Here is a 13,268-nt window from a genome sequence, read left to right as displayed (position 1 = left end):
GAGCAGTCGACGGCATCGATGGTCGTTGTCGTCGGCCCGAGCGGCGCCGGCAAGGACACGCTGATAAACTTGTGCGGCAAAGCAGTTTTGCCGGCCGTCCCGACGTGCATTTCGTCGCGCCGCGTCATCACACGCGGACCGCGATGCCGGCGGCGAAGATCATCTGATGCCGTTTCCGACGGACGGCTTCGATCGCCTGGGAGCAATGCCGGCAACTTCGCCGTATGGTGGGAGGCCCATGGCCTGAAATACGGCATTCCAGCAGAGGTTTCCGTCGCGCTCGCCAAGGGACACCTGGTAATCGCCAACGGCTCCCGCTCAGCACTCCACCTCTTCCAGGCCGTTTTTCCCCGCCTCAAGGTCATCAACGTGACCGCCCGCCCGCAAGTGCTGGCCAGCCGCCTCGAAGCCCGCGGCCGCGAGACGCACGAAGACATTATGGCCCGCCTCGCCCGCGGCCCGCTGACCGTACGGGGCGACTACGACGTCACCGAACTGGACAACAGCAGCTCGCTGGAAGAAGCCGGGCGCAAGATCATCGAGACGCTCAACGGCTTCCTTACGAAAATTGGTTAGCCGGCGTCATTCTTCGCGCCCCGACACGATCTCACGTTTGCCGACATGGTTCGCGGGACCGACGAGGCCTTCCTTTTCCATGCGCTCGACAAGCGATGCCGCGCGGTTGTAGCCGATGCCGAGGCGGCGCTGGATGTAGGAGGTCGAGCACTTCTTGTCGCGCAGCACGACCTTGACCGCCTGATCGTAAAGCTCGTTGCCGTCCTCGGACGCGATCGCGCTCTTGTCGAAGACGGCGCCATCTTCCGGCTCGGCATCCTCCTCTTCGTCAGCCGTGACGGTCTCCAGATATTCCGGACGGCCCTGCGTCTTCAGATGCGCGACGACCTTTTCGACCTCGAGGTCGGAGACGAACGGGCCGTGGACACGAGAAATCCTGCCGCCACCTTGCATGTGCAGCATGTCGCCCTGGCCGAGCAGCTGCTCGGCGCCTTGCTCGCCAAGGATCGTGCGGCTGTCGATCTTCGATGTGACCTGGAAGGAGATGCGAGTCGGGAAATTCGCCTTGATGGTGCCGGTGATGACATCGACCGACGGACGCTGTGTCGCCATGATGAGATGGATGCCGGCGGCGCGCGCCATCTGGGCCAGGCGCTGGATCGCGCCCTCGATCTCCTTGCCGGCGACCATCATGAGGTCAGCCATTTCGTCGACGATGACGACGATATAGGGCATCGGCGTCAGGTCCATTTCCTGCTGCTCTTCGATCGGCGCACCTGTGCCCTTGTCGAAACCGGTCTGGACCATGATGTGGACTGTCTCGCCCTTTTCGCGGGCCTGCGCGACACGGCCGTTGTAGCCGTCGATGTTGCGCACGCCGAGGCGCGACATTTTGCGGTAGCGCTCCTCCATCTCGCGCACCGCCCATTTCAGCGCCATCACGGCCTTCTTCGGATCGGTGACGACGGGCGTCAATAGGTGCGGGATGCCGTCATAGACGGACAGTTCCAGCATCTTCGGATCGACCATGATGAGACGGCACTGTTCCGGCGTCATGCGATAGAGCAGCGAGAGGATCATCGTGTTGATGGCGACGGATTTACCGGAGCCGGTGGTGCCGGCTACCAACAGGTGCGGCATCTTCGCAAGTTCGGCGATCACCGGCTCGCCACCGATCGTCTTGCCGAGGCCGAGCGCCAGCTTGTAGCCGCTCTTCTCGAAATCCTGGCTCTCGATCATCTCGCGGAAATAGACCGTCTCGCGCATCACGTTCGGCAATTCGATGCCGATGACATCGCGCCCGGGCACCACGGCGACACGGGCCGACAGCGCCGACATGGAGCGGGCTATATCGTCGGCAAGGCCGATGACGCGCGATGACTTCACTCCTGGTGCAGGTTCGAATTCGTAAAGCGTCACGACCGGACCCGGGCGGACATGAATGATCTCACCCTTGATGCCGAAGTCCTCCAGCACGCTTTCCAGCAGCCCGGCATTCCGCTCCAGCGTTTCCTGCGGCATGATCTCGCCAAAACGCTCCGGTGGTTCCTGTAGCAACGAGCGCGGCGGAAACTCGTAGCCGGATGGATCGATATTCGCCGGGATTGTCTTTTGCGTTACAGCCCGCGGTGCGGGCGCCAGGGGTGCAGCGGCCTGCACGCGAACCGGCATCGGCGGGCGATCGGGCCGCGTTTTCGCGGTCACCGGTGGGGCGGCCGGTCGAGCTGCCGGAGCCACGTTCGATATAGACCTTACAGGCGCTGGAGCGGCTGTGGCCGTGGCTGGTGCGTCGGGCTCTCCGGCGGGCTCCCTCCCGGGCGCCATTCCATCACGCGGAAGTGTTGGATGATCGATTCCGGCGCTGACCTCGACCTTCGGCAGGAAAGCAACTGGGAGGGTAATAGGGGCCGCAGTCGCTTCCTCGAAGGCCATGACTTCCCAGAAGGCGAAATCGGAAATGTCGGTCAGCTCGGACGAAGCGCGAAATCCCGGCTCGACCTGAATTTCGGCGACATGTTTGGGATGATCGATCTCGGACACGGATGGAGCGGCTTCCGGCAGATAAATGTCGAACGGCACGTCAATCATCATCGGAGCGCTTGGCTCGACATCAACAGCCGGCCCTTCGCTGACGGTCTCCTCGCGAGAGGACTGTTCCGATTCGGCCGGCGCGCGGCGTTTACTGATCAGGTTTTCCGGCGTGCGGGTAAAACGCACGTTCGGTGCAAGCGAGAAATTGCTTTGCCAAACCGGCGCTGCGGGAGCGACATTTATGTCATCGCCCGCATGCTGTACGTCTATTTCCGAGGAAAAATCACCGGCATCCGTCAAATTCGTTCTGGGAAAACGCATGCGACCCGCTACTCACTCAATTTCTGACCCAACCGGATTAGAAAATGAAGGTTAACAAGTTCCTTCCAGCCCTAGCTAAACGGCACACCTCTAGAACCAAAAACCTAGATTTGCCAACGAGTTAAGTCATCAAGAAAAATCTTTTGGGCCGGAAGGACGAAGCGCTCAGTGCGCTTGGTCCCAATTGGTCGCGGCGCGCGCATCGACCCTCAACGGCACGCGCATTTCAAGCGCCGGCATGGCGGCGTTTTCCATGACGGATACAATGATCGGCATCGCCTTTTCGACGTCGGCATCCTCGACTTCGAAGATCAGTTCATCGTGCACCTGCAACAGCATGCGCACCCGATCCGCAAGGCCGGCTTCGGCGAGTGCCGGTTCGATCTTGATCATTGCCCGGCGGATGACATCGGCTGCCGAGCCCTGGATCGGCGCGTTGATCGCAGCCCGCTCGTTGAAGGCGCGTACCGAAGGATTGTAGAGGTAGCGGATTTCCGGATAGTTGATTCGCCGCCCGAAGATCGTTTCGACATAGCCTTTGTCGCGCGCCATCTGTTTGCGGCTGTCCATATAGTCGCGAATGCCGGGGAAACGCTCGAAGTATTTCTTGACGCAGTCACCCGCTTCCGAGCGCTCGATCGAGAGCTGGTTGGCAAGGCCAAAGGCGGAAATGCCGTAGATGATGCCGAAGTTGATCGCCTTGGCGCGGCGGCGCACTTCGGCCGGCATGCCATCGACAGGAACGCCGAACATTTCAGAGGCCGTCATCGCGTGAATATCGATGCCTTCGGCAAAAGCCTGGGTCAGCTGCGGAATTTCCGCGACATGCGCGAGCACGCGCAGTTCGATCTGGCTGTAATCGGCCGAGATCAGGCTTATGCCCGGGCGTGGAGATGAAAGCGGTGCGGATTTTCCGGCCTTCCAGCGTTCGCACCGGAATGTTCTGCAGGTTCGGCTCGGACGACGAAAGCCGCCCTGTCGTCGTCGAAGCCAGCGAATAGGAGGTGTGGACGCGCTTCGTCTGCGGATGCACGTAACCCGGCAGCGCATCTGTATAGGTGGATTTCAGCTTGGTCAGCTGGCGCCAATCGACGATCTTGCGCGGCAGCTCGAAACCCGCGGCGGCGAGGTCTTCCAGCACGCTTGCCGAGGTCGACCACTGTCCGGTCTTCGTCTTGCTGCCCCCAGCAAGCCCCAGCTCGCCGAAGAGGATGTCGCCAAGCTGCTTCGGCGAGCCGATCGTGAACTTCTCACCCGCCAACGCATAGATTTCGTCCTCCAGGCGCGCAGCGCCTTGCGCCAGTTCACCGGAAAGGCGGGACAGGATCTGACGGTCGACCGTGATGCCGCGTTCTTCCATGCGCGCCAGTACCGGCAGCAGCGGGCGCTCCAGACGCTCGTAGACAGCCGTCAGCTTTGCCGCGGCAAGTCGTGGCTTCAGCACCATCCAGAGCCGCAATGTCACATCGGCGTCTTCGGCAGCGTAATGCGTAGCACGATCGATGTCGACAAGGTCGAACGTGACATTCGCCCTGCCGCTTCCTGCGATATCCTTGTAGGCAATCGGCTTATGGCCGAGAAATTTCTCTGAGAGCGAGTTCATCCCATGCGCGCCGGTGCCGGCGTCGAGCACGTAGGACATCAGCATCGTATCGTCGAAGCTCTTTGTCTCGACGCCATATCGCTTCATCAGCAGATAGTCATATTTCAGGTTCTGCGCGACCTTGAGGACGGACTCGTCTTCGAGCAGCGCCTTCAGCCGCGGCAGCGCATCCCGCATCGGTATCTGATTGTCCGCAAGCCCGCCGCCAAGGAGATCACCGACGCCGTTCTTATGGCCGATCGGGAGATAGGCGGCGCGGGTCTTGACGCCCGCCGGGTTCTTGTCGTTGTCGGCAATCGCCATCGAGAACCCGACCAGCTCCGCCTGCATCGCATCAAGCGAAGTGGTTTCGGTATCGAAGGCGACCAGGCCGGTTGCCCGCGCATCACCAATCCATTTGTCGAGCGTCGCGAGATCGCGGATCGTCACGTAGGTAGAATGATCAAATGGCAGCGCTGCAAAGGCTTCGGCGCGCGCCTTGGCGAGTTCGGCGGGCGTAAAGCCTTTGCCGGCGGGCTTGGCCTTGACGGGAATCGGAACGGCAGCGCCCTCGACATCCGGGATGCCGCCCGCAACCGGCTCCGGTTCAACGGCATCGAGATCGGGGCCGTGCGCAGCAGTACCCCACTCGACTTTTACGTCGGCCGCCTCGATGGCACTGGCATCGCAATTGCAGGCCTCCGCCACACGGCGCGTCAGCGTCGTAAATTGCAGCGCCTTCAGGAAGCCGATCAACTTCGGGCCGTTCTGCACTTCGAGAACGAGGTCGTCCAGACCAAGCACCAACGGCACATCAGATCGCAGCCGAACCAATTCGCGCGAAAGCCTTGCCTTGTCGGCATTCTCGAGAATCGCCTGGCGGCGCTTTTCCTGCTTGATCTCATGCGCACGGTCCAGCAGCGTGTCGAGATCGCCGTATTCCGCAAGAAGCTGCGCGGCGGTCTTCGGGCCGATACCGGGAATACCCGGGACATTGTCCACCGAATCACCGGTCATGGCCTGCAGGTCGATCATCTTTACGGGCGGTACGCCCCATTTCTCGATGACCTCCGGGATGCCGATCTGCTTGTCCTTCATGCTGTCGTACATGTGGACGTTCGGCGTCACGAGCTGCATCAGATCCTTGTCGGAGGAGACGATCGTCACATCCGCGCCGGTCCCTTCCGCCTGCCGGGCATAGGTGGCGATGATATCGTCGGCCTCGAACCCTTCAGTCTCGATGCAGGGCAGGTTGAAGGCGCGCGTCGCCTCGCGGATCAGCCCGAATTGCGGTATCAGCTCATCAGGCGGTGCCGAGCGATTGGCCTTGTAGGCATCGTACAGAATCCTTGCGGAAGGTCTTTGCCGAGTAGTCGAAGATAACCGCAAGATGCGTCGGCGTGACGCCGACGGAGGTGTCACGCGCATCGGTCAGCAGCTTCCAGAGCATATTGCAGAAGCCAGAGACTGCGCCGACCGGCAAGCCGTCGGACTTGCGCGTCAGCGGCGGCAGGGCGTGAAACGCCCGGAAGATGAAACCCGAACCGTCAATAAGGAAAAGATGATCGCCTTTTTTCATGGCTGCATGGATAGCGTGGCGGGATGGAAACGTCCATTGCACATGCAGTTTCCGGTACTATTTATTGCGGACTCCTCGCCTTCGGAAAGATTGCCTATGGAAAAGCGCAGCTGCGCGGCCGCCCATGCCGTACCGCTTACTCTCATGGCAGTCGTCATTGCCAGCTCCTACACACTGGGCGACGGCCCGCTGCCTTTCTCAAAGTGCTCTTCGCGCCGGTGTTCCTACTGGCGATCAAGGTCCGCAAACCTTTTTTCTGCAGCATCTGGATCGCAGGCGAAGCTTCGGTAGCCAAGCAGATTTCCAGCTGCTGAACGCCCTGACTTCTTTCCACCTTTTTGATATCGGTCGGCCCTTACGAGGCACTTGGCATCATTGCGCTGATCTGCGGAGGCATGACCATATTGATTGCCGGATGGAACCTTGCGTTCTTCTGGAATGATCGCCGGAGGGCGCGGGAATTAATGCTTCACCGAACTGTTACCAATTTGTAATTGTCGGCTCGGCCAGCTTCCCTTGAAAAACCACATTCCCGGTCACAAATCAGGTCTACCGGCGTTTGATCGCGCCGAGGGTCTGATTACCGGCTTGTCCCCCGCCGCATCAGGCTTGGACAAAGGCCTTATCCCCCTCTCCGGGCCTTTGTCCCCATTTTCAAGCCGCCATGGCCAACCTCCAGGCCATGGCGGCTTTGTTTTTTGGCGAAGATGCACATTTATGAAGCTAAGGGACAAGTTTTAATCCATCGCATGCGATTTGTTGCATTGTTTCGCGTCAGTTTTTGAGCCTAACTGCAATCATGGGATTTAACAGGATGGATTCGGGAGCATACCTTGCCAGTCAGTTGGCCAAGGGTTTTGCCCGCTCGCTGCAGCAGCGCGCGGCGGGGCTCGGTTTTTCTCCCGGGCAATTCCCGATCCTTCTCGAACTTTGGGCGGAAGACGGCCTCACGCAGAAGCAATTGCTCGAACGCGTCGATATCGAACAGGCGACGATGGCCAATACGCTTGCGCGCATGGCGCGCGATGGCCTCATCGAGCGCCGTCCCCATCCTTCAGACAAGCGAGCGCAACTGATCTTCCTGACGCCCAATGCGCGGGCCATCGAAGATGAAGCGGTCAAGATCGCACGTGAAGCCGATCTGGCGCTTTTCCAAGGCTTCAAGACCTTCGAACGCGAACTGATGCTGGAATATATCCGCCGCCTCCTCGAAAACGCGAAGAAAATCTGACCGTCTACGCCCTCCCTTGTTTCGATTTTTCTTCCTCGAAACGTCCCCGCCTTTGGTCTATCGTCCGGCCGAATCTCGAAAGGAGTCGGAAATGACAGACGTAACCCCGGTGCTTTCGCGCGCCGATCAGAACCTCGGTTCAAGCCTGGACAGATTGTTCGAGTTGCTGCGCATCAAGTCGATCTCGACTGATCCCGGCGTACAAAGCCGAGTGCCGCACGGCTGCCGAATGGCTGGTCGCCTATCTGAAGACACTGGGTTTCGAAGCTTCCGTTCGCGATACGCCCGGCCACCCGATGGTCGTTGCGCATCATGCCGGCGCCAGCGCCGATGCGCCGCATGTGCTGTTCTACGGCCACTACGACGTTCAGCCGGTCGATCCAATCGAGCTTGTGGGAAAACGATCCCTTCGAACCAGCCGATCAAGGACGTCGGCAATGGCCGCAAGATCCTGACGGGCCGCGGCACCGCCGACGACAAGGGCCAGCTCATGACCTTCGTCGAAGCTTGCCGGGCCTATAAAGAGGTCAACGGCGCGCTTCCTTGCCGCGATCACTATCCTTTTCGAGGGCGAAGAGGAATCCGGCTCGCCGTCGCTCAAGCCCTTTCTGGAGGCAAATGCGGCAGAACTGAAGGCCGACTATGCGCTTGTCTGCGATACCGGCATGTGGGACCGCGAGACCCCGGCGATCTGCTGCTGCCCTGCGCGGCCTTGTCGGTGAAGAAGTCGTCGTTACGGCGGCCGACCGCGATCTGCATTCCGGGCTTTTCGGCGGCGCGGCAGCCAATCCGATCCATGTCCTCGACAACAGCGCTTGCCGGTCTGCATGACGAAACCGGCCGCATAACGACTCGAGAATTTCTATGAAGGCGTCGAGGAAACGCCTGCAAACGTCAAGGCCTCATGGGAAAAGCTCGGCCAGACCGCTGAGGACTTACTGGGCCAAGTCGGCCTTTCGGTCCCGTCGGGTGAAAAAGGCCGATCCGTTCTGGAACTCACCTGGGCGCGCCCGACGGCTGAAGTCAACGGCATATGGGGCGGCTATACCGGCGAAGGCTTCAAGACAGTGATTGCCGCCAAGGCCTCGGCCAAGGTTTCGTTCCGCCTCGTCGGCACAAGCAGGATCCGGCGAAGATCCGAGAGAGCGTTCCGAAGCTATGTCCGCGCGAAGCATTCCGGCCGATTGCTCGGTCGAGTTCCATCCCCATGGCGCTTCGCCGGCAATTCACCTTGCCTATGATTCTCCGGTGCTCACGAAGGCGAAGAACGCGCTTTCCGACGAATGGCCCAAGCCCGCCGTCGTTATCGGCATGGGCGGCTCGATCCCGATCGTCGGCGACTTCCAGAGGATGCTCGGCATGGAATCGCTGCTCGTCGGCTTCGGCCTCGCAGATGACCGGATCCATTCGCCCAACGAGAAATACGAACTCGACCTCCTACCACAAGGGCATCCGCTCCTGGGTGCGCATCCTCGACGCGTTGGCAGCTTGAACAAAAAACGTGCCTCGCGATGATTTACGCGGGCACGCATTCAGACAAAAAACAAAGGCCGGATAAACCGGCCTTCATCATCCGCTTCGCTTCAATGCCAGTACATCCGTGGTCAAGGAAAAAGCGGACTTGCAGCCAAGACTGATCCCGAAAGGTTAACACGCCGTTAAGGCGCCCAGCTGTCGGAATGATATGGAAAACGGCAAACGCTTAAGCCGCGCACAGCATCCACTTGGCTGCGATCTGTTGAGCGTCAAATCGGAAGCCGCTCCGGCACTTTCAAGGCCTAGAGCCCCGATTCTTCCGTTCAAGCTGCGTTCATGCAACACGCGCTATAAACCATTGAAAGACAAGACGAATGGTTGCCGGCTAACAAAAGTCGGCAAGCCTCCGACTATGCCCGGAACCGGCAAAAGCCGGAGTAAAAACAAATACCGGATGTGGCATGACGCTGCCTCCCAGGGAGTTGAAAACGTGAAACGCACCCTCTTGAAAATTGCCGCGACCGGTATGCTCTTGTTTGCTCCGGCGATCGCTCAGGCGGCAGAAGGCTTCGCGACGACGAACGTCAATATGCGGGCCGGCCCAAGCACAGCATATCCGGCTGTCACCGTAATTCCGGCCGGCGAATCCATCGAAATCTTCGGCTGTCTTGCCGACGCGCCATGGTGCGACGTGGAGTTCTACGGCGGCCGTGGCTGGGTGCACGGCGCATATATCCAGGCACTTTATCAACAGCGCCGCGTTTATATCGGGCCTGAATATTATCGCCCGCTCGGTATTCCCGTCGTTCGCCTTTAGCTTCGGCAGCTATTGGGATCGTAACTACCGCGACCGTGACTTCTATCGCGACCGCGATCGCTGGCGCCGCGGATCGGACTTTGATCGTGACTCGGATCGCCGTGAAAGACGCCGGGACTTTGACGATCGTCGGGATCGCCAGCCGGATTTCGATCGTGCGCCCAACCGGCAGGCCCAATGTCGATAGGCAGCCGGACTTTGACCGTGATCTGCGCGGCGGCGATCGCGATCGCGATCGCCGGAACTTCGAACGTCGAGACGATGATGGCAATCGCGTCATCCGCCGCGGCGACGACAATCGTAACCGCAGCGATCGTGACAACGACCGTCGGAACTTCGAACGTCGAGGCGATGATGGCAATCGCATCCGTGGCGACGACAATCGTAACCGTCGAGGTGGTGACAATGACCGCCGGAACTTCGAACGTGGAGGCGATGATGGCAATAGTCGCGTCCGTGGCGACGACAATCGTAACCGCCGAGGTGGTGACAATGACCGCCGGAACTTCGAACGTGGAGGCGATGATGGCAACAGTCGCGTCCGCGGCGACGACAATCGTAACCGCAGCGGCGGTGACAATGATCGCCGCAGGCAGCGAGGCGCCTGCCAACCGGGCGATCCGGGTTGCCGGAACTAACGTAGCCCAGGGGCGGCAGAGATGCCGCCCTTTCTTTTACGATAGGCTGCATAGAAAAAGCCCGACGCTCCAAGACGGAGGCGCCGGGCCTGATTTCGATCGGCCGTGTTGAGGGGAGACGACCGATCCATAACGGGACTTGAGGGCTGTCCCGCTATGGAGGAAACTGGCGGGACAGCTAAAAGTTCCAAATCACCAAACAGAAGCTTTGCGATCAGAGCCTGCCACGAGTTCACGCATCTCTGCAAACGGACCGTGCAGCATTTTCAGGCGGCTTTCCTCCATCTTGCTCAGCCGATGCTGCCGGGCAAACTCATGGATGCTCCAGATCTCGCGAAGACAGGTCTCGTCTATTCTCTTAAGGTCAATGCTCATATTAAATGCCTAACTACTACGCTTATTGCTTTTTTCTTCGGCGTAAGGTGGCGCGATATATGTCAGTTTCGTGACAGCCGCAACGAATGGCAGCCATGCGCAAACGGCAGGGCTCAAGCGCCGTCGGGACCGCTCGCCTGCAGTCTTAACCACCCCTTAAATCGCCGTATTTAAAGTCCACCCGGATGATTGCGCAAAGAGCGCTTGCGACATATGGGGTGCGGCCGGTCCACGATGGCAGGTAGGGGCAGATCACGCGATAGAATCGAACCGTCCTTCAGCGGCCGTAGCCGCTTTGAAGAGGACGACGATTTCTCGTTGGATGACGACGATCGTATCGCGGGCCGACGCGGAACCAAACGTTCTTCCTCGGACGCAACACGAACCCGCGCATCCGACAGGCAAAGGCGCATCCGACGCGAGCCGCCGGAACGCCAGGATGGCGGTCTCTTTAGCTTCATCCGCCGCGTGTTCTACTGGTGCATCGTGCTTGGTATCTGGGCCGGCATCGGCGCAGCTGGGCTGGTTTTCTACTACGGCTCGCGCATGCCGAGCGCCAGCACCTGGGCGATCCCTGATCGGCCGCCGAACGTCAAGATCACATCTGTCGATGGCAGCGTGATTGCCAATCGTGGCGCCACCGGCGGCGAGGCGCTATCGCTCGATCAGATGTCGCCCTACATCCCTGAAGCGATCATCGCGATAGAAGACAAGCGCTTCTACTCGCATTTCGGCGTCGACCCAATGGGGCTTGCCCGCGCCGTCGTCAACAACCTGACGGGCCAGCCAATTCAGGGTGGCTCCACCTTGACGCAGCAGCTCGCGAAGAACCTCTTTCTTTCGCCGGATCGCACTCTGGAGCGCAAAGTGCAGGAAGTGCTGCTCTCTTTCTGGCTCGAGCAGAAATATACGAAGGATCAGATCCTTGCGATGTATCTGAACCGCGTCTTCTACGGCTCCAATGCCTACGGCGTCGAGGCTGCCGCCCGCCGCTATTTCAACAAGTCCGCGCGTGACGTGAACCTCGGGGAAGCGGCTTTGCTCGCCGGTCTCGTCAAGGCACCGTCACGCCTCTCTCCGGCCCGCGACCCAGACGCCGCAAACGCCCGTGCCCAGGTCGTACTGCAGGCCATGCGCGACCAGGGCTATGTCACCGACAACGAGGTGAAGACGGCGATGACGCAGACGCCGTCCAAGGCGAAGAGCTACTGGTCGGGCGCTGGTCAATATGTGGCCGACATGGTTATGGACGAGCTACCCGGGCTGGTCGGCGAGGTGAAAGAGGACCTCATCGTCGATACGACGATCGACAAGGGGCTGGAAAAGAAGGCTGAGCAGTCGCTCAACGACATTCTCGGCAAGGATGGCGCAAAGCTCGATGCGTCCCAGGCCGCCCTCGTCTCGATCGACGGGACTGGCGCGATCCGAGCGCTTGTCGGCGGCAGAGATTATGCCGAAAGCCAGTTCAACCGCGCGGTCAAGGCGAAGCGCCAGCCGGGCTCCTCTTTCAAACCTTTCGTTTATGCCGCCGCACTCGAAAAGGGTTTGACGCCCTATTCCGTCTTCAACGACGCACCGATTCGCATCGGCAACTGGACGCCTGAAAATTATGAAAAGAAATACAATGGCGAGGTGACACTCGCGACCGCGCTTGCGAAGTCGTTGAATACCGTCGCCGCCCAGCTCGTCATGTATGACGGGCCGGAGCAGGTGATCAAGCTTGCGCACCGACTCGGCATCGAGACCGAGCTGCAGCCGAATGCCTCGATCGCGCTTGGCACGTCTGAAGTGTCGCTCACGGAGCTCACCGCTTCCTACGCCGCCTTCATGAACGGCGGCTACAAGGCAACCCCGCATGTGATCCGCCGGGTGACGACCGCAGAGGGCAAGGTTCTCTATGAGAACACATATGACAACCCCCCGCGCGTTGTCTCTGAAACGGTCGCCGCCAACATGAATGCCATGATGATGGGCACGATCGAGACCGGCACGGGCAAAAGCGCCAAGATTCCTGGCTGGCAGGCGGCCGGCAAGACGGGCACGACTCAGAATTCGCGCGATGCGCTCTTCGTCGGTTTCACCAGCAATCTGACGACCGGTGTCTGGTTCGGCAATGACGACGGCACGCCGATGAAGAAGGTTACCGGCGGCGGCCTGCCTGCGAAGGCATGGCAGGAATTCATGATTGCCGCGCACAAGGGTCTTTCTCCAGCTCCGCTATTCGGCAACGGCCAGTTCATTGCGGACCCGAATGGGTTTGGCAATCAGCCGATGGCGCAGGCTGAACCGCAGCCGATGCAGGAGCAGCCGACAACGATCGGCGGCATCATATCCGGCGTTTTCGGAGGTGGGAGCAGCACGGAGGCGCAAACATCGTTTCCACCGGCACCCGGTCAGCAGCAACAGGCCGTGGCCGTCCCGGGAGGACCGATTCCACCGGGAGATGTCGGCAGCCCTGCGGTTACCTCTTCCGTCCAGCCGCGCCGCACCACGCTGCTTGACCTGATCATGGGCCAATGAGCGAAGCCGCTCATGCTCGGCGCAAGCCGGCTTTGGTAAGTCCACGGAGATGCGAAGCACGGCGGACTTTTTTCGCTCACTGTAGAAAGTGAATGCAACACGTTCGTTTTGCTGGATTTCGGGCTCATTCTCGCCTTGCAGTCAAGAAAACCGCTCCTTATATACGCCGCATCACCGCAATC

3 protein-coding genes and 4 pseudogenes are annotated in these 13,268 nt (G+C 60.1%); 5 read left to right on the top strand and 2 right to left on the bottom strand.

Annotated elements, in window-relative coordinates:
• Nucleotides 1-18 precede the first annotated feature (18 nt).
• Nucleotides 19-576, top strand: a complete 558-nt coding sequence (gene phnN, locus ACW4PC_RS15205; RefSeq protein WP_455875027.1) for a phosphonate metabolism protein/1,5-bisphosphokinase (PRPP-forming) PhnN — start codon at nt 19-21, stop codon at nt 574-576.
• Nucleotides 577-582: 6 nt separating this feature from the next.
• Here phnN and ACW4PC_RS15200 read toward each other — a convergent pair.
• Together ACW4PC_RS15200 and polA are read right to left on the bottom strand one after the other, a co-directional pair.
• Nucleotides 583-2,868: pseudogene (locus ACW4PC_RS15200) on the bottom strand (DNA translocase FtsK).
• A 165-nt stretch (nt 2,869-3,033) separates the two neighbouring features.
• Nucleotides 3,034-6,029: pseudogene (gene polA / locus ACW4PC_RS15195) on the bottom strand (DNA polymerase I).
• A gap of 814 nt (nt 6,030-6,843) precedes the next feature.
• Between polA and ACW4PC_RS15190 the strand changes: the two are divergent.
• From ACW4PC_RS15190 to ACW4PC_RS15175, 4 genes and pseudogenes are all read left to right on the top strand, one after another.
• Nucleotides 6,844-7,260, top strand: coding sequence for a MarR family winged helix-turn-helix transcriptional regulator (locus ACW4PC_RS15190; RefSeq protein WP_022713262.1), 417 nt, complete (start codon nt 6,844-6,846; stop codon nt 7,258-7,260).
• Nucleotides 7,261-7,351: 91 nt separating this feature from the next.
• Nucleotides 7,352-8,752 (top strand): annotated as a pseudogene (locus ACW4PC_RS15185) (M20/M25/M40 family metallo-hydrolase).
• A gap of 474 nt (nt 8,753-9,226) precedes the next feature.
• Nucleotides 9,227-9,981: pseudogene (locus ACW4PC_RS15180) on the top strand (SH3 domain-containing protein); the annotation flags it as partial.
• Between the two features lie 819 nt (nt 9,982-10,800).
• On the top strand, nt 10,801-13,086 hold the full coding sequence (locus ACW4PC_RS15175) for a transglycosylase domain-containing protein (RefSeq protein ID WP_455874314.1): 2,286 nt from the start codon (nt 10,801-10,803) through the stop codon (nt 13,084-13,086).
• Nucleotides 13,087-13,268 lie beyond the last annotated feature (182 nt).

Source organism: Rhizobium yanglingense (assembly GCF_977109285.1).
The sequence above is the reverse complement of the archived record's forward strand: the minus strand, read 5'-3'. Positions and strand labels throughout refer to the sequence as shown.

What these genes read in the sequence shown, in the direction of transcription:
- phnN (WP_455875027.1), top strand. Translation starts at nt 19, where the DNA reads ATGGTCGTTGTCGTCGGCCCGAGCGGCGCCGGCAAGGACACGCTGATA.
- ACW4PC_RS15190 (WP_022713262.1), top strand. Translation starts at nt 6,844, where the DNA reads ATGGATTCGGGAGCATACCTTGCCAGTCAGTTGGCCAAGGGTTTTGCC.
- ACW4PC_RS15175 (WP_455874314.1), top strand. Translation starts at nt 10,801, where the DNA reads ATGGCAGGTAGGGGCAGATCACGCGATAGAATCGAACCGTCCTTCAGC.